The 16,213-nt window shown below is 60.7% G+C and carries 16 protein-coding genes; 7 read left to right on the forward strand and 9 right to left on the reverse strand.

From position 1 onward, the window contains the following. The first annotated feature begins 26 nt into the window (after nt 1-26). The 5 genes from J4E42_RS14295 to J4E42_RS14315 all read left to right on the forward strand — a co-directional run bounded on the left by J4E42_RS14295 (nt 27) and on the right by J4E42_RS14315 (nt 4,330). Entirely contained in the window at nt 27-1,184 is a 1,158-nt protein-coding gene (locus tag J4E42_RS14295) for a D-alanyl-D-alanine carboxypeptidase family protein (RefSeq protein ID WP_008035100.1), read from the forward strand. Nucleotides 1,185-1,270: 86 nt separating this feature from the next. After that, entirely contained in the window at nt 1,271-1,546 is a 276-nt protein-coding gene (locus J4E42_RS14300) for a DUF493 domain-containing protein (protein ID WP_008022933.1), read from the forward strand. Then, nucleotides 1,546-2,193: a lipoyl(octanoyl) transferase LipB gene (lipB, locus tag J4E42_RS14305; protein WP_008044547.1), complete on the forward strand. Its 648-nt coding sequence runs from the start codon at nt 1,546-1,548 to the stop codon at nt 2,191-2,193. The genes J4E42_RS14300 and lipB overlap by 1 nt, the downstream gene beginning before the upstream one ends. A gap of 1 nt (nt 2,194) precedes the next feature. Further along, nucleotides 2,195-3,220, forward strand: coding sequence for a lipoyl synthase (gene lipA / locus J4E42_RS14310; RefSeq protein ID WP_008035102.1), 1,026 nt, complete (start codon nt 2,195-2,197; stop codon nt 3,218-3,220). Between the two features lie 159 nt (nt 3,221-3,379). Further along, nucleotides 3,380-4,330 (forward strand): LD-carboxypeptidase, encoded by a 951-nt coding sequence (locus J4E42_RS14315; protein ID WP_207285482.1) that lies wholly within the window; start codon nt 3,380-3,382, stop codon nt 4,328-4,330. A 124-nt stretch (nt 4,331-4,454) separates the two neighbouring features. On the opposite strand, the gene J4E42_RS14320 is transcribed toward J4E42_RS14315, so the two are convergent. The 5 genes from J4E42_RS14320 to leuS all read right to left on the reverse strand — a co-directional run bounded on the left by J4E42_RS14320 (nt 4,455) and on the right by leuS (nt 10,570). Next, a complete protein-coding gene (locus J4E42_RS14320; protein ID WP_192228051.1) occupies nt 4,455-5,777 on the reverse strand; it encodes a lytic murein transglycosylase in 1,323 nt (440 codons plus the stop codon). A gap of 62 nt (nt 5,778-5,839) precedes the next feature. Continuing rightward, complete coding sequence (gene arfA, locus J4E42_RS14325; RefSeq protein WP_008035105.1) at nt 5,840-6,004, reverse strand: alternative ribosome rescue factor ArfA; 165 nt, start codon at nt 6,002-6,004, stop codon at nt 5,840-5,842. 189 nt (nt 6,005-6,193) lie between these two features. After that, entirely contained in the window at nt 6,194-7,231 is a 1,038-nt protein-coding gene (gene holA / locus J4E42_RS14330) for a DNA polymerase III subunit delta (protein ID WP_008035107.1), read from the reverse strand. A 39-nt stretch (nt 7,232-7,270) separates the two neighbouring features. Then, nucleotides 7,271-7,876: an LPS assembly lipoprotein LptE gene (lptE, locus tag J4E42_RS14335; protein WP_008044550.1), complete on the reverse strand. Its 606-nt coding sequence runs from the start codon at nt 7,874-7,876 to the stop codon at nt 7,271-7,273. Nucleotides 7,877-7,963: 87 nt separating this feature from the next. Continuing rightward, the gene (gene leuS / locus J4E42_RS14340) at nt 7,964-10,570 is read right to left on the reverse strand and encodes a leucine--tRNA ligase (RefSeq protein ID WP_008044551.1); all 2,607 of its coding nucleotides are present in this window, start codon (nt 10,568-10,570) and stop codon (nt 7,964-7,966) included. A gap of 279 nt (nt 10,571-10,849) precedes the next feature. On the opposite strand from leuS, the gene J4E42_RS14345 reads away from it, so the two are divergent. Both J4E42_RS14345 and J4E42_RS14350 read left to right on the forward strand, forming a co-directional pair. Next, nucleotides 10,850-11,170: a hypothetical protein gene (locus tag J4E42_RS14345; RefSeq protein ID WP_008044553.1), complete on the forward strand. Its 321-nt coding sequence runs from the start codon at nt 10,850-10,852 to the stop codon at nt 11,168-11,170. A 107-nt stretch (nt 11,171-11,277) separates the two neighbouring features. After that, entirely contained in the window at nt 11,278-12,039 is a 762-nt protein-coding gene (locus J4E42_RS14350) for a YdcF family protein (protein WP_008044554.1), read from the forward strand. Between the two features lie 125 nt (nt 12,040-12,164). On the opposite strand, the gene lnt is transcribed toward J4E42_RS14350, so the two are convergent. Genes lnt through J4E42_RS14370 form a run of 4 tightly spaced genes read right to left on the reverse strand, consistent with a single transcriptional unit; the run spans nt 12,165 to nt 16,033 of the window. After that, entirely contained in the window at nt 12,165-13,688 is a 1,524-nt protein-coding gene (gene lnt / locus J4E42_RS14355) for an apolipoprotein N-acyltransferase (protein ID WP_207285483.1), read from the reverse strand. Nucleotides 13,689-13,696: 8 nt separating this feature from the next. Continuing rightward, nucleotides 13,697-14,536, reverse strand: coding sequence for an HlyC/CorC family transporter (locus tag J4E42_RS14360; RefSeq protein WP_008035118.1), 840 nt, complete (start codon nt 14,534-14,536; stop codon nt 13,697-13,699). 5 nt (nt 14,537-14,541) lie between these two features. Next, nucleotides 14,542-15,036, reverse strand: coding sequence for an rRNA maturation RNase YbeY (ybeY, locus tag J4E42_RS14365; RefSeq protein WP_008035119.1), 495 nt, complete (start codon nt 15,034-15,036; stop codon nt 14,542-14,544). Further along, nucleotides 15,029-16,033 (reverse strand): PhoH family protein, encoded by a 1,005-nt coding sequence (locus tag J4E42_RS14370; RefSeq protein ID WP_207285484.1) that lies wholly within the window; start codon nt 16,031-16,033, stop codon nt 15,029-15,031. Before J4E42_RS14370 ends, ybeY begins: the two co-directional genes overlap by 8 nt. Between the last annotated feature and the right edge of the window lie 180 nt (nt 16,034-16,213).

Raw genomic sequence — 16,213 nt, forward strand, 5'->3', positions numbered from 1 at the left:
TTTCCATTAGCGATTTCGAGAGACGGATGAACATCACCACCTTTGCCAAACGCCTGTGCCTTCTAGTCCCGCTGCTCCTCTCGCCTGCCGCTTTCGCGGTCGAGATGATGCCGTCGCCGCCACAACTGGCCGCCAAAGCCTATGTGCTCATGGATGCCAGCAGCGGCAACGTGCTGGTCGAGAACAACGGTGACCAGCGTCTGCCGCCTGCCAGCCTGACCAAGCTGATGACCGCGTACATCGCGACGCTGGAAATCCGTCGTGGCCAGATCGGCGAAAACGACCCGGTGACCGTCAGCGAAAACGCCTGGCGCACCGGCGGTTCGCGGATGTTCATCAAAGTCGGTTCGCAAGTGACCGTCAGCGACCTGCTGCACGGCATCATCATTCAGTCGGGTAACGACGCCAGTGTTGCGCTCTCCGAGCACATCGCCGGCAGCGAAGACGCTTTCGCCGACATGATGAACAAAACCGTGGCCGACCTGGGCATGACCAACAGCCACTTCATGAACCCGACCGGTCTGCCGAACCCTGAGCACTACTCGTCGGCTCACGACATGGCCGTGCTGGCTCGCGCGATCATCCACGAAGACCCGGCTCACTACGCGATCTACTCGCAGAAAGAGTTCTTCTGGAACGGCATCAAGCAACCTAACCGTAACCTGCTGCTGTGGCGCGACAAGACGGTCGACGGTCTGAAAACCGGCCACACCGACGAAGCCGGCTACTGCATGGTGTCTTCGGCCGTACGTGATGGCATGCGCCTGATCGCCGTGGTGTTCGGCACCAACAGCGAAGTGGCACGTGCGTCGGAAACCCAGAAGCTGCTGACCTACGGTTTCCGTTTCTTCGAAACCCAGACCTTCTATCAGAAAGGCGCCGAGCTGGCTCAGGCCCCTGTCTGGAAAGGCTCCACCAATCAAGTCAAGGCCGGCCTGGCTGAAGACCTGACCATGACCCTGCCAAAAGGCCAGCTGAAAAAGCTCGCTGCCAGCATGACCATGAACCCGCAACTGGTTGCGCCAATCGCCAAGGGCGACGTGATCGGTAAAGTCGAAGTCAAACTGGACGACAAGGTGGTGCACAGCGCTGACCTGATCGCTCTGGATGGCGTCGAAGAGGGTGGTATCTTCCGTCGCATGTGGGATAGCATCCGTCTATTCTTCTACGGCTTGTTCAACTGAATTAGTGTGCACCTGCATGGTCCCGCGCTCATCCGGCGCGGGGTCATGCCCGTCGCCACGGCTTACGCTTACGAGGCCGTTACGCCATGACCGATACTGAAGTAAAGGCGCCCAAGATCGAATTCCCCAACGTTGATTACCCGGTTAAGGTGATCAGCGATACCGGTGTTGGCAACAAAGACAGGATCATCGAGATCGTCAAGAAACACGCGACGATCAACCATGACCGTGTGGATGAACGCCAAAGCACCAACGGCAAATACACCACGATTCAATTGCACATCGTCGCCACCGACCAGGACCAGCTGTACAACATCAACAGCGAACTGCGGGCTACCGGCTTCGTGCACATGGTGCTGTGATGTCTGGCACGCTGGGCTTTCGCGAGCTCGGCCAGATGGCGTACGAGCCGGTCTGGCATGCCATGCAACGCTTCACCAACGAACGCGGCAGCGATGCCGCGGACGAAATCTGGCTGGTTGAGCACCCACCGGTGTTCACCCAGGGCCAGGCCGGCAAGGCCGAGCACTTGTTGCTGCCGGGGGATATTCCGGTGGTGCAGGTCGATCGCGGTGGTCAGGTGACTTATCACGGTCCCGGCCAGTTGGTCGCCTATCTGTTGCTCGATGTGCGCAAGCTGGGTTTCGGCGTGCGTGACCTGGTCACCCGCATGGAGCTCTGCCTGATCGAGCTGCTGGCCAGCTACGGCGTGACGGCTGCGGCCAAGCCGGATGCACCGGGTGTCTACGTCGATGGGGCGAAAATCGCTTCCCTGGGTCTGCGGATCCGCCACGGTTGTTCCTTTCATGGCCTGGCCCTGAACGTGGACATGAACCTGGAACCGTTTCGACGGATTAATCCCTGCGGCTACGCCGGGCTGGCGATGACCCAGCTGAGCGATCACGCAGGATCGATTGAATTTGCCGAGGTAAGTGCCCGGCTGCGCGCGCAGCTCGTCAAACACCTCGACTATGCTGAGCAGACGACCCTAACGGGCGGAATCGACTGATATGACTACTGATGCAGTGCAAACCATGATCCCGACGCTGGATGTCACCGAGCGTCCGGCCCCGCGTGCCAAGGTTGAAGCCGGCGTCAAGCTGCGCGGCGCCGAGAAGGTTGCACGCATCCCGGTAAAGATCATTCCTACCACCGAACTGCCGAAGAAACCTGACTGGATCCGCGTGCGCATCCCGGTTTCCCCGGAAGTCGACCGCATCAAGGCGTTGCTGCGCAAGCACAAGCTGCACAGTGTGTGCGAAGAAGCGTCCTGCCCGAACCTGGGCGAGTGCTTCTCCGGCGGCACCGCGACCTTCATGATCATGGGCGACATCTGCACCCGTCGCTGCCCGTTCTGCGACGTTGGCCACGGCCGTCCGAAACCACTGGACGTGAATGAGCCGGAAAGCCTGGCCATTGCCATCGCCGACCTGAAACTGAAATACGTAGTGATCACTTCGGTTGACCGCGACGACCTGCGTGACGGCGGTGCCCAGCACTTTGCCGACTGCATCCGCGAAATCCGCAAGCTGTCGCCGAACGTGCAGCTCGAAACCCTGGTCCCGGATTACCGTGGGCGCATGGACGTGGCGCTGGAAATCACCGCCGCCGAGCCACCGGATGTGTTCAACCACAACCTGGAAACCGTGCCGCGCCTGTACAAGGCTGCGCGTCCGGGTTCGGACTACCAGTGGTCGCTGACCTTGCTGCAACGCTTCAAGCAGATGATGCCGCACATTCCGACCAAGTCCGGCCTGATGCTGGGTCTGGGCGAGACCGACGAAGAAGTCATCGAAGTCATGAAGCGCATGCGCGAGCACGATATCGACATGCTGACCCTCGGCCAGTACCTGCAACCGTCCCGCAGCCACTTGCCGGTGCAACGTTTCGTGCACCCGGACACCTTCGCCTGGTTCGCCGAGGAAGGTTACAAGATGGGCTTCAAGAACGTCGCTTCCGGTCCGTTGGTACGTTCCTCGTACCACGCCGACGAGCAGGCGAAGCTGGTAAAAGCTGAACTGATCTCGTCGTTGTAACAATACGCCCGCAAGGCTTTTCAGCCTTGCGGGCATTTTTTTGCCGTGCCTACGGCAACTACAGTCTTTTCCTGCACGCTGTGGGGCGACTGTCCCTCTTCTGTTTATTCCCGTTCCTGACTACTGTGTGCAGAAGCTTTCGCGCAGGGAGATTCATGGATGACCGTTCGACCGACCCACACTCTTTTTCCCCACAAACCCGTTCCGGCCTTGCCCTCGCAAGGGATGATCGGCGTCATTGCGCCCGCAGGCCCCGCTGCACTGGACACCGATAAGGCCATCAGCTGGATGCGCGCGCGCGGTTACGCGTTGCGGATTTTCCCCGGTGTGTATGAGCAGGACGGCTACCTGGCCGGCAGCGACGATGTGCGGCTCAATGACCTGCACGCCGCGTTCGCGGACAGCGAGGTCGATGCGATCATTTGCCTGCGCGGTGGTTACGGCACGCCGCGTTTGCTCGATCGCATTGATTTCGAACTATTGCAGAACAACGCCAAGCCGTTCATCGGCTACAGCGATATCACGGCGCTGCACCTGGCGATCAGCCGTTATGCCGGGTTCGTGACTTTTCATGGCCCGCTGCTCAACGCTGATTTGTTGGGGGACAAGCAAAAGCCTACCGAGTCCTCGTTTTTCAACATGCTCAGGGGGCAGGTGAAGGCGGGCAGTGTGTTGACGCACCCGGTGGCTTACCCGTTGACCACAATCGAGCCAGGCATCGCTCACGGGCGCTTGCTGGGCGGTAACCTGTCGATGATTGCCGCGACCATGGGCACGCCTTATGAAATCGAGGCCGAGGGCGTGATCCTGCTTCTCGAGGACATCAACGAGCCGTTGTATCGCGTCGACCGATTGCTGACTCATCTGCGTCTGGCCGGCACGCTGGGCAAGTTGCGCGGGGTTCTGGTGGGGGATGTGGCCGGGGTCGATTCGATTGCGCTGGAGCGGTTGCTCAAGCAGACGTTCGAGCCGTTGCGGATTCCGGTGTTGTCGGGGTGGCGCAGCGGGCATTGCGATCCGAACCTGACGTTGCCGATGGGGGCATTGGTCCGGTTGGATGCGGGCAATAAGGAATTGGTGTTGGAGCAGGATGTAGTCATCAAGCGATAGTTTTACAGCGCCTGATAGTCAGTCTTCGCGGGCAAGTCGGATCGCCGCACCGCTCGCTCCTACAGGTGTTACATGTTTCCTGTAGGAGCGAGCGGTGCGGCGATCCGACTTGCCCGCGAAGCTTTTAGCGGTTACGCAAGCCTTCGAGCAACTTGTGCGTCGGATACCCGTCCGCCGGCCAGCCAAACGACTGCTGGGCGCTGCGGATCGCTTTGCGGGTGTTGGCGCCGATGATGCCGTCGGCGGTGCCCGCTTCGTATTTCTGCGCGCTCAACAAGTTTTGCAGCTCGATCCGTTCGGTACGGCTCAGCGGCAAATCATCCTTGGGCCAGGTGCCATTGATGAACCCCGCGCCGTTGAAGCGCTCGGACAACAAACTGACGGCCAGCGCATAGGACGACGAGTTGTTGTACTTGAGGATCGCACGGAAGTTGTCGAGCACCAGGAATGCCGGGCCACGATAGCCCGCCGGCAGCAGCAGGGCCGCCGACAGGTGTTCCGAGCCGGCCGGAACCTGGCCGCCGTTAGGCAGCGTGACGCCCAATTGCTGCCATTCGGCGACGCTCTTGCGAATCGAGCCATCGGCCAGCACGTAGTTGAAGCTGCCCGGCAGCTGCACTTCAAAGCCCCATGGCTGGCCTTTCTGCCAGCCAGAGCTTTGCAGGTAGTGCGCGGTCGACGCCAGGGCGTCGGCAGAGCTGCCCCAGATGTCGCGACGGCCGTCGCCATCAAAGTCCACGGCGTGGGTGTTGTAGGTGGTCGGGATGAACTGGGTCTGGCCCATGGCGCCGGCCCAGGAGCCGAGCATTTTCTCCGGCGCGATGTCGCCCTGTTGCAGGATCTGCAGGGCCGCGATCAATTGCGCGTGGGCGAAACCAGGGCGCCGGCCTTCGTAGGCCAGCGTCGCCAGGGAGTTGATCACCGACTTGCTGCCCTGAAACTGGCCGAAGTTACTTTCCATGCCCCACACCGCGACCAGTGCCTGACGATCGACGCCGTAGCGTTGTTCGATGCTTTGCAGGATGTCGGCGTACTGGCTGACCAGTGCCTGACCTTTGCGCACGCGCAGCGGCGACAGGGCGCCATCGAGGTATTCCCACACCGGGCGGGAAAATTCCGGTTGGCTGCGGTCGGCACGGATCACGCTGGTGTCCAGGCTGACATTGGCGAAGGCGCGGTCGAACAGGTCGGCGCGGATGCCGGCGGCCAGCGCATCCTTGCGGAAACCCGCCTGCCATTCGGCAAAGGTCTGGGTCGGCTGGATGTCGAGATTTTCACCGGTCGGCACCACGGGCGGGATCACCGCAGGGGCTGTCGCGACGGGAAGGGTCTGAAGCGGTTGGGCGTCGGCGGCGGTCGGTTTTTCCGCGCAGGCGACAAGCAGAACGAGGCTGGAGGCAGCAATCAATTGGCGCAAATGCCAACGACGGGAAATACAAAGGGGCATGCACGGGTCCAGGGAATACGGATCAGGTGCAGACCTTAACATGTTGAGCGATGGCTTGCCTTTCAGGCCGCCAGAAAGTAAGAAGCCTCCCAGTTGTCAGACTGGAAGGCTTCGCGGCGGTAGCTGCCTTTGCCCTTGCCGGCTCGTTCCTGACGGCTGCGGAACAGTGGCTGGGCGATGATGGATTTTGCCTTGTTGGGGCCATGTTTAGATGGCTTTTTGCTCATGATCGGATCTCTCGATTGAGTGGGGTTTTGCGGGGGGAAATAATCTGCCGAAGTTGGGGTTCTGTCTAGACCCCACATTGCGTAGGACCTTTCGGACGTCTTCGCGGGCAAGCCTCGCTCCTACAGGTTTAGCATCGGATCTGTAGGAGCGAGGCTTGCCCGCGAATGGCCGTGATGCGGTCGAACGCCTTACTCGGCAGGCAATGTCAGCCGCTGTCCGGCCATCAACAACGACAACCGACTCAAACTCATCCACGGCGAACCCGCCGCCTGACCTTTGATCTGTGCGTCGATGCGCTGTGCTTCCAACAACAACTGTGCCCAGCGTTGCGCCGAGTAACGTTGCAAGGCTTTGCTCATCAGCGGTTTGCGTTTGTCCCAGACCGGCGGTCGGGCAGAGCTGAAGGCTTTGTCCAGCGGCACGCCCTGGCTGTATTGCAGCGAGAGGTTGGCCAGCAAGCGCAGTTCCCGGGCCAGCGCCCAGAGAATCACCGGCGGTTCGACGCCTTCACCGCGCAGCCCTTCGAGCATGCGCAGGGCGTGGGCGGCTTCGCCGTTGAGAATCGCGTCGGTCAGGCCAAAGACATCGAAGCGCGCGCTGTCGGCCACCGCGGCTTGCACGGTTTCGACGGTAATCTGCCCGCCTTCGGCCATCAGCTTGAGCTTTTCGATCTCTTGCGCGGCCGCCAGCAAGTTGCCCTCGACTCGCGCGGCGATCAGTTCCACGGCGTCCTGGCTGGCGGACAGGCCTGCCTGGGACAAGCGCTGCCGGATCCAGCCCGGCAACTGGCTGGCGTCCACCGGCCAGATTTGCACGAATTGAGTGTGCTGACCTTCGACCAGCGCCTTGCCCCACTTGGTTTTCTGCGCGCTGCCGTCGAGCTTCGGCAGGCTGATCAGCAGCACAGTGTCTTCGGCCGGTCGCGAGCAGTACTCGATGAATGCGGCTGCACCTTTGTCACCGGGTTTGCCGGACGGCAGACGCAGTTCCAGCAGGCGTTTTTCAGCGAACAACGACATGCTTGCGCCGGCTTGCAGCAGCGTTCCCCAGTCGAAACTGGCTTCGGCGGCGAACACCTGGCGTTCATCGAAGCCCTGTTGACGGGCGGCTGCGCGAATGGCGTCGGCGGCTTCCTGACACAGCAGTGGATCGTCGCCACTGATGATGTAGACCGGCGCGAGCGTACCTTGCAGGTGTTTGGCGAGTTGGGCGGGGGCGAGTTTCATAGGCGAGGGCAAACGGGGCGCCTGAGCGCCCCGTAAGTCTTATTGCTGCGGGATTTCGACAGGCGACTGACGCGGCGTTTCCGCTTCAGCCTTTTGCGCTGCTTCAAGTGCCGCGGCTTCAGCCTTGGCCCTGGCTTCGGCAGTCTCTTGCAACTGATCCAGCTGAGATGGCGTGAGCTGTTGCATGCGGATCATCATGCGTTGAACCATTTCACGACGCGTGTCCCTGCGGGCATCGGCGGCTTCCTGGTCGGAACCCACCAGGTTGTTGCCGTCGTGAATGAAGACTCGCTGCGTTTCAATCTTGTCGCTCACCAGCAGCAGGTCGTTCCGACCCAGGATGACGTAGTCGAGCACGGTATTCAGTTCATACTCGCCAGTACGGCCGGCGCCTGCGTAGCTGAGAATGCGCTGGGTTTCTTTTTCGTCGGCCAGCACCAGTTTGTAAGGTGCGCCGCTGTGGACATTGATGCCGCTGTTTTCCATCACCTGACGCATGAGCGTCACGGTTTCACCGTAGGAATTGCGCGCGCTCAGGTCGATTTCCTTGATCGCCATTTCATAGGTGCCGGTGCCGCGCAGCTGGAAACCGCAGGCGCTCAACAGGACCGCGAGGCCCATCACCAGCAAATTGCGTTTGATCATCTTGTTGCTCCCCTTGAAACCATGTGGGCCGATCATGCGGCCCGAAAGGTTTTACTCGGCGCCAGGCTCACCTGGCGCCTGATCCAATTAGCTGGCGACGATATTGACCAGTTTCCCGGGCACTACGATCACTTTACGAATAGTCAGGCCGTCGACAAAACGCAGCACGTTTTCGTTGATGCGGGCAGCGGCTTCGATCTCTTCACGAGTCGCGCTGGCCGGCATTTCGATCTGGCCGCGCAGCTTGCCGTTGACCTGGATAACCAGTGTCAGGCTGTCCTGCACCAGTGCGCTGTCGTCCAGCACTGGCCAACCGGCGTCGATCACCGGATCGGCGTGACCCAGGCGATGCCACAGCTCATGGCTGATGTGCGGGGTGATCGGAGCCAGCAGCAGCGTCACGGTTTCCAGACCTTCGTGAACCAGCGCGCGATCCTGTTCGGTCGCTTGCGGGGCTTTTTCCAACACGTTCATCAGCGTCATCACCTGGGCGATGGCGGTGTTGAATTTGTGGTTCTGGCCAACGTCGTGGCTGGCCTGTTTGATGGCCTGGTGGATCGAACGGCGAATGACTTTCTGCTCGTCGTTCAGGCTGGCGATGTCCAGTTTGCCCGGCAGGCCCTGAGTCACGTGGGCCTGAGCCAGGCGCCAGACGCGCTTGAGGAAGCGGTGCGAACCTTCTACACCGGAGTCGGACCATTCCGCGCTCATGTCAGGCGGCGAGGCGAACATCATGAACAGGCGGCAGGTGTCTGCGCCGAACTGGTCAATCATCGACTGAGGGTCAACGCCGTTGTTCTTCGACTTGGCCATCTTCTCGGTGCCGCCGATTTCCACCGGCAGGCCGTCGGCGATCAACTTGGCGCTGATGACCTTGGCCTTGCTGTCGCGTTCGAGTTCAACATCTGCCGGGTTGAACCAGGTGTAAGCACCATTGGCTTCGCGACGATAGTAAGTCTCGGCGATCACCATGCCCTGGGTCAGCAGGTTCTTGAACGGCTCGTTGGAGCTCACCAGGCCTTCGTCGCGCATCAGCTTGTGGAAGAAGCGCGCGTAGAGCAGGTGAAGAATCGCGTGTTCGATACCGCCGATGTACTGATCAACCGGCAGCCAATGGTCGGCTGCGGATTTCTCCACCAGGCCGCCTTCATAGTGCGGCGAGGCGTAACGGGCGTAGTACCACGAGGACTCGACGAAGGTGTCCATGGTGTCGGTTTCACGCTTGGCCGGTGCGCCGCATTTCGGGCATGTGCACTCGTAGAACTCGGGCATGCGGGCCAATGGCGAACCGGCGCCGTCCGGAACCACGTCTTCCGGCAGTACGACAGGCAGCTGGTCTTCCGGGACCGGCACGTCACCGCAGGTGCCGCAGTGGATGATCGGGATCGGGCAGCCCCAGTAACGCTGACGGCTGATGCCCCAGTCGCGCAGGCGGAACTGGGTACGCGATGCGCCGAGGTTTTTCTTGATCAGCGCGACTTCGATGGCGTCGAAAGCGCCTGCGAAGTCGAGGCCGTCAAATTCGCCGGAGTTGATCAGCGTGCCGTGTTCGCCGTAGGCGTCTTGCCACGGCGCCGGGTTGGTGTCGCCTGAACTGGTGCGCACCACCGATTTGACCGGCAGGTTGTACTTGTGGGCGAACTCGAAATCACGCTCGTCGTGCGCTGGAACCGCCATGACGGCGCCGTCGCCGTAGTGCATCAGCACATAGTTGGCGACCCACACCGGCAGCTTCTCGCCGGTCAGTGGGTGCTCGACGAACAGGCCGGTCGGCAGGCCTTTTTTCTCTTGGGTGGCGACGTCGGCTTCAGCGACGCTGCCGCCCTTGCATTCAGCGATGAACGCTTGCAGCTCGGGATTGTTCTGTGCGGCCAGGGTAGCCAGGTGGTGTTCGGCGGCCACGGCGACGTAGGTCGCGCCCATCAGGGTGTCCGGACGGGTGGTGAAGACTTTCAGCGCGCCCGCTTCGCCGATGGAATCGACGTTGTACGGGAACTGTACTTCCATGCCGCGGGACTTGCCGATCCAGTTGCGCTGCATGGTCTTGACCTGTTCAGGCCAGCCCGGCAGATCGTCGAGACTCTCCAGCAGTTCATCCGCGTACGCGGTGATCTTGAAGTAGTACATCGGGATTTCGCGTTTTTCGATCAGCGCGCCGGAGCGCCAGCCGCGACCGTCGATCACTTGCTCGTTGGCCAGGACGGTCTGGTCGACCGGGTCCCAGTTCACGGTGCCGCTCTTTTTGTAGATCACGCCTTTTTCGAACAGGCGAGTGAACAGCCATTGTTCCCAGCGGTAGTAATCGGGCTTGCAGGTGGTCACTTCACGCGACCAGTCCACCGCCAGGCCCAGGCTGCGCAGCTGGGATTTCATGTAGGCGATGTTTTCGTAGGTCCACTTGGCGGGCGCTACGTTGTTCTTCATCGCGGCGTTTTCCGCCGGCATGCCGAAGGCGTCCCAACCCATGGGTTGCAGGACGTTCTTGCCTTGCATGCGCTGGTAGCGGGAGATCACGTCGCCGATGGTGTAGTTGCGCACATGCCCCATGTGTAGCTTGCCGCTGGGGTAAGGGAACATCGACAGGCAATAGAACGTCTCCTTGCCTGGCTGTTCACTGACTTCAAAGGACTTTTGCTCGTCCCAGAACGACTGGGCGGCGGCTTCGATTTCACGGGGCTGATATTGTTCGTGCATGGCTACTTTTGAACTGAATAGGGGTGGCCTAATCCTCTTCAATGCGACGCTGGACGGTGATCACGCCAAATCGGCGTTTCGGTGCCCAGACGAGCTGGAAGTGGAGTTACAGGAAGCGCCGTAGCATACATGACCGCACTCTACCGAGGGAAACCCTGATTACTGCCGCGCGTCTCGCAGAAATGGCTGCGAGGGCCGTTGGTCGCGGCGTTCAGCCGGTTTGTTCATGGAAGCTAAGCTCTAAATGGGGAGTGAGTCTTATCTTCAATGAGGTGAGGGATGGTTGAGTCACAGCAAAAAGTTACAAAACCAGAGTTGTACGAAAGACTGATCGATCGTCTGGGATTGGCCTTGGACGCGGCAAAAACCGCTGGCCGGTTGCGCGATGAACGTCCCCTGGAGCTGGAACTGCGTGGCCTGAGCCCCGCAGAGTTTGAACTGGTCAAGGCGTATCTGGATCGCAGTGAACGTGAAACACACGGATGCTTGTCAGAAGCAGTGAAGCAACTCGACGCACCACGTTCGGCCAAGATCATCTGGCTCAAGGACAAGGCACCCGGCAAAGACGCGGTAAAGGTCCGGTCTCTGCAATTCAAGTAAGGGCACTTGAACCCATGGCGTGTGGTTTTTTAAAGCATAGTCCTTTCGCATTTGTTGTCGCATTGCGTCAACCCACTTAGGCTTCGAGCATCTTCAGGAGATGCTCGATGCCTTTTCGTTACTTCGTTAAACACCTTCTCATGCCGCCCGGCATTTTGTTGCTGTTGTTGGTGCTTGCCTGGTGGTTTCGCCGCTCAAGACCGCGCCTTGCCGGTGTGTGCTTTGCGCTGGGGGCGGGCGGCTTCTGGCTGATGAGCCTGCCGGTGGCAGTGCAATGGGGCGCCAAAGCCCTGGAGCGTGAACCGCCGCTGGCTCGCGAGGAGTGGGCAACCCTGGCTCAGCGCGCCGACGCGATCATCGTGCTCGGTGCGGGGCGCGAACGTGGCGACCTGGCCTGGGGTGCCGACCAGCCGACCGGTGTCGCGCTGGAGCGCGAACGCTATGCGGCGCGGCTGGCGAAGGCGTCGGGCTTGCCGATCCTGACCAGCGGCGGATTGCATTACGGGACACCACCGAGCGAAGCCAGGTTGATGGCCGATTCGTTGCGCGATGATTTCGGCGTGACCGTGCGCTGGCAGGAAGAGCGCAGCCGCACCACGTGGGAGAACGCTCAATTCAGTGCTGAGGTGTTGTTGCCGGAAGGGGTCAAGCGCGTGGTCGTTGTCACCCAGGCCTGGCACATGCCGCGAGCGGTCTGGAGTTTTCAGAAGGCGGGTTTTGAGGTGGTGGCGGCGCCGATGGGGTTTCTCGGGGTGGATAATGCCCGGCCGTTGGCGGGCTGGGTCCCGGAATTCAAGTCGGTGTGGCAAAGCGGGATGTTGTTGAATGAGGCGGCGGGGCAGGTGGGGTATCCGCTGTTTTACCGATAACCCAAAACTTGCACATTCCCTGTAGGAGCGAGCTTGCTCGCGATGAGTCTGAAAGCGGCGCTTGTTTGCGGCAAACACGCGTCATCGTTCACGTCCATCGCGAGCAAGCTCGCTCCTACAGAGATTCAGACGGTTTTGGCCATCCGGTTCGCGACCAGCGCCCAGCCGAACAACAGCACGCACACGATGATCAGCGGCCACGAACGCCATTCAAGATACGGCGTCAGGTTGTGCATTGGCACCACTTCGCCATACAGAATGCCGCGTTCGAACTGTGGGATCTGGACAGTGATCTGCCCAAACGGGTTGATCAGGCCGGTGACGCCGTTGTTGGTGGCGCGGATCATCCAGCGACCGGCCTCAAGTGCGCGCATCTGCGCCATCTGCAAGTGTTGCAGCGGGCCGATGGAGGTGCCAAACCAGGTGTCGTTGCTGATGGTCAGCAACAGATCGCTGCGAGCGGCAAGGCTGGCGGCGAATTCCGGATAAACCACCTCGTAGCAGATGAACGGCGCAATCTGATAACCCTTGGCTTGCAGCATCGCCTGGTCGGCGGGGCCGCGGGCAAAGTCCGACATCGGCAAATCGAAGAACGCGATCAGCCCGCGCAGCACTTCCTGCAACGGTACATACTCACCGAACGGCACCAGTTTTTGCTTGAGGTACGTGCCATCGCCTTCACCCACTACGGTAATGCCGTTGTAGAAGCGCTTCTGATGGTGAACCTCTTCACGGATCGGTACGCCGGTAATCAGCGCGCTCTTACGTTCCGCGGCGAAGTTTCCCATCATGTTCAGGTAACCCTGGGCGGACTCCTTGAGCACCGGGACGGCAGTTTCCGGCCAGATCAGCAGGTCGACCGGTTTGGAGCTGAAGCTCATGTCGCGGTACAGCGCCAGTTGCGCATTGAGCTGCGCCGGGTCCCACTTCATGCTTTGTTCGATATTGCCTTGAATCGCCGCGACGCTCAGCGGCTCACCGGCCGGGGTGGTCCAGGCATGGCCCTTGAGTGCGATGCCGGCGACCCAAGGGCCGAGCAACAGCAATACGCCGGCGGCGATGAAGGCTTTACGACCCGCTTTCACCAGGCGCAAGGCGTTGTAGATCAGTGCGGCGGTCAGGGCCAGGGTGAAGGAAATCAGCCACATCCCGCCCACCGGGGCGAGCCCGGCCAACGGGCCGTCGAGCTGGCTGTAACCGGAGTAGAGCCACGGGAAACCGGTCAGGAACCAGCCACGAAACGCTTCCTGGCCGACCCACAACGCCGCAAATGCCAGGGCATCGGCCAGCGGCGCCTCGTTGCGTCGCAGCCAGCGCGCCCAGATCCAGGCGGGCAGGGCGAAAAACCAGGCAATCGCTGCAGTGAAGAGCAGCATCAGGAACCCGGCCAGCAGCACGGAAGCGCCACCGAAGTTGTGAATGCTGTAGTAGATCCAGCTGGTGCCCGCGCCAAACAGGCCAAAACCGAAACACCAGCCACGGCCCAGGGCCTGACGTGGGTTCAGTTCGCGCAAACCGGCATAAAAGAACCCGACCGCCAGCAGTGCCAGCGGCCAGATATCGAATGGCGCCAGGGCCAGGGTGGTGAGTGCACCGGCCGCCACGGCCAGCAGGTTACCGGGCCAGCCGGGGCGGGTTGCGCGGAGCATGTCAGTCCTTAACGGGCAATAGGTGTCAGGCGCAGCAAATGAATCCGACGGCTGTCGGCGTTCAGGATGCGGAAGCGGTAAGGGCCGATTTCAGTGATTTCGTTGCGTTTTGGCAAGTGCCCGAACGCGCTCATCACCAGGCCGCCAACGGTGTCGAATTCGTCGTCGGAGAACTCGCTGTCGAAGAATTCGTTGAAGTTCTCGATCGGCGTCAGGGCCTTGACCAGGAAATCACCGCTGGGCAGCGGCTTGATGTAGCTGTCTTCCTCGACGTCATGCTCGTCTTCGATGTCGCCGACGATCTGTTCCAGCACGTCTTCGATGGTCACCAGACCCGCCACGCCGCCGTATTCGTCGATGACGATGGCCATGTGGTTGTGGTTGGCGCGGAATTCGCGCAGCAGCACGTTCAGGCGCTTGGACTCGGGCACGAAGGTGGCCGGGCGCAGCAGGTCCTTGATGTTGAAGCTGTCGCCGTTCTCCCTGAGGATCAACGGCAGCAAGTCCTTGGCCAGCAACACGCCCATCACGTCATCGTGGCTTTCGCCGATGACCGGGTAGCGGGAGTGGGCCGAGTCGACCACGGCGGGCAAAAACTCGCGGGGTGTCTGGGTCGCCTTGATGCTGATCATCTGCGAGCGTGGGACCATGATGTCCCGTACTTGCAGGTCTGCAACCTGGATGGCGCCTTCGACGATGGCCAGCGCTTCGCTGTCCAGCAACTTGTTTTGATGTGCATCGCGCAGGAGCTCCAGCAGCTCCTGACGGTTCTTCGGCTCGTGGGCAAAAGCCTGGGTGAGCTTACCCAGCCATGACTTCTGCCCGTTGCTCGATCGATCTTCGCTCATAGCGATTACTCTGAATCCTTTGTTGTAACGATAGGGGATGTTTCTGTTTCGTCGTCCGCGTACGGGTCGGGGTAGCCCAACTCAGCAAGCAACGTTCGTTCCAGTGCTTCCATTTCTTCGGCTTCGTCGTCATCTATATGGTCGTAACCCAGCAGATGCAAGCAGCCGTGAATGACCAGATGTGCCCAGTGGGCCTTGGGTTCCTTGCCTTGTTCGGCGGCTTCGCGCTCGACCACCGCCACGCAGATCACCAGATCGCCCAGCAGAGGGATGTCGAGAAATTCGTCAGGCACATCGGCAGGAAACGACAGCACGTTGGTGGCGTAGTCCTTTTGCCGCCAGGTGTGATTCAGCTCGCGACCCTCGGCTTCGTCGACCAGGCGAATGGTCATTTCGGAGTCGGCGGTGCGCTGGCGCAAGGCCAGTTCACACCATTGGCGGAACTCGGCTTCACTTGGCGCAGATGCTTCGGTGGCCAGTTGCAGATCAAGCTCAAGCATCGCGGCGGCTGTCCTTTGGTGTTTCGTCTACCCCGCGATTCTCGAAGCGCTCGTAGGCTTCGACGATCCGCTGCACCAGTGGATGGCGCACGACGTCCTTGGGCATGAAATGGGTGAAGCTGATGCCCGGTACGTCTTTCAGCACTTCGATCACATGGTGCAGCCCGGACTTGGTGCCTTTCGGCAGGTCGACCTGGGTGATGTCACCGGTGATGACTGCTGTGGAACCGAAGCCGATCCGGGTCAGGAACATCTTCATCTGCTCGACGGTGGTGTTCTGGCTTTCATCGAGGATGATGAAGCTGTTGTTCAGCGTGCGACCGCGCATGTAGGCCAGCGGCGCGACTTCGATCACCTGGCGCTCGATCAGCTTGGCGACGTATTCGAAGCCGAGCATTTCGTAGAGTGCGTCGTAGAGCGGTCGCAGGTACGGGTCGATCTTTTGCGACAGGTCGCCGGGCAGGAAGCCGAGTTTTTCGCCCGCTTCAACCGCTGGGCGCACCAGCAGGATGCGGCGGATCTGCTCGCGTTCCAATGCATCTACCGCGCAGGCAACGGCCAGGTAGGTCTTGCCGGTACCGGCCGGACCGATGCCGAAGTTGATGTCGTTGCCGAGGATTTCCTTCACGTAGCGCAGCTGATTCAAGCCGCGAGGGCGAATCATGCCTTTTTTGGTGCGCAGGGCCACGGAGGGTTCGGACGGCGAAACGTTGTCCAGCTCTTCGACGGCCGATTCCTGCAGGAACAGGTGAACCATGTCCGGCGACAGCTCGGTACCCTTGGTTTCCCGGTACAGGCGGCGCAGGAGGTTTTCCGCGGAGGTGGTGTGTTTGGGGTCGCCGATCAGCTCGAACTGATTTCCGCGGTTGCGGATTTCGATGGTCAGGCGTTGCTCGATCAAGCGCAGGTGCTCGTCGAACATCCCGCACAGATTGGCAAAGCGGCGAGCCTCAAAGGGCTCGAGGATAAAACGATGTGGTTCTATGGGTGCGTTCAAGGTCGTATTTAGCCGCCCTGGGGCAATTAAGATGAAATCAAGGATAACGCCAGTGGCCTGGGTGCGAAAGCTCTTAAATAATCCAGTGCCAAACACCGTCCCCTGTAGGAGCAAGGCTTGCCCGCGAAGAACGATAACGCGGTCCGTATGACAGATCGCGGCGCAACCTTCGCGGGCAAG

This window comes from Pseudomonas sp. FW300-N2A2, assembly GCF_017351735.1.
GTDB lineage: Bacteria > Pseudomonadota > Gammaproteobacteria > Pseudomonadales > Pseudomonadaceae > Aquipseudomonas > Aquipseudomonas migulae.

Excerpts from the sequence above, each read along its gene's own strand:
- lnt (WP_207285483.1), bottom strand. The coding sequence starts at position 13,688 with ATGCTCCGCGCAACCCGCCCCGGCTGGCCCGGTAACCTGCTGGCCGTG.
- ybeY (WP_008035119.1), bottom strand. The coding sequence starts at position 15,036 with ATGCTTGAGCTTGATCTGCAACTGGCCACCGAAGCATCTGCGCCAAGT.
- holA (WP_008035107.1), bottom strand. The coding sequence starts at position 7,231 with ATGAAACTCGCCCCCGCCCAACTCGCCAAACACCTGCAAGGTACGCTC.
- J4E42_RS14350 (WP_008044554.1), top strand. The coding sequence starts at position 11,278 with ATGCCTTTTCGTTACTTCGTTAAACACCTTCTCATGCCGCCCGGCATT.
- lipB (WP_008044547.1), top strand. The coding sequence starts at position 1,546 with ATGTCTGGCACGCTGGGCTTTCGCGAGCTCGGCCAGATGGCGTACGAG.
- J4E42_RS14345 (WP_008044553.1), top strand. The coding sequence starts at position 10,850 with ATGGTTGAGTCACAGCAAAAAGTTACAAAACCAGAGTTGTACGAAAGA.
- J4E42_RS14360 (WP_008035118.1), bottom strand. The coding sequence starts at position 14,536 with ATGAGCGAAGATCGATCGAGCAACGGGCAGAAGTCATGGCTGGGTAAG.
- J4E42_RS14315 (WP_207285482.1), top strand. The coding sequence starts at position 3,380 with ATGACCGTTCGACCGACCCACACTCTTTTTCCCCACAAACCCGTTCCG.
- J4E42_RS14320 (WP_192228051.1), bottom strand. The coding sequence starts at position 5,777 with ATGCCCCTTTGTATTTCCCGTCGTTGGCATTTGCGCCAATTGATTGCT.
- leuS (WP_008044551.1), bottom strand. The coding sequence starts at position 10,570 with ATGCACGAACAATATCAGCCCCGTGAAATCGAAGCCGCCGCCCAGTCG.
- J4E42_RS14295 (WP_008035100.1), top strand. The coding sequence starts at position 27 with ATGAACATCACCACCTTTGCCAAACGCCTGTGCCTTCTAGTCCCGCTG.
- J4E42_RS14300 (WP_008022933.1), top strand. The coding sequence starts at position 1,271 with ATGACCGATACTGAAGTAAAGGCGCCCAAGATCGAATTCCCCAACGTT.
- lptE (WP_008044550.1), bottom strand. The coding sequence starts at position 7,876 with ATGATCAAACGCAATTTGCTGGTGATGGGCCTCGCGGTCCTGTTGAGC.
- lipA (WP_008035102.1), top strand. The coding sequence starts at position 2,195 with ATGACTACTGATGCAGTGCAAACCATGATCCCGACGCTGGATGTCACC.
- arfA (WP_008035105.1), bottom strand. The coding sequence starts at position 6,004 with ATGAGCAAAAAGCCATCTAAACATGGCCCCAACAAGGCAAAATCCATC.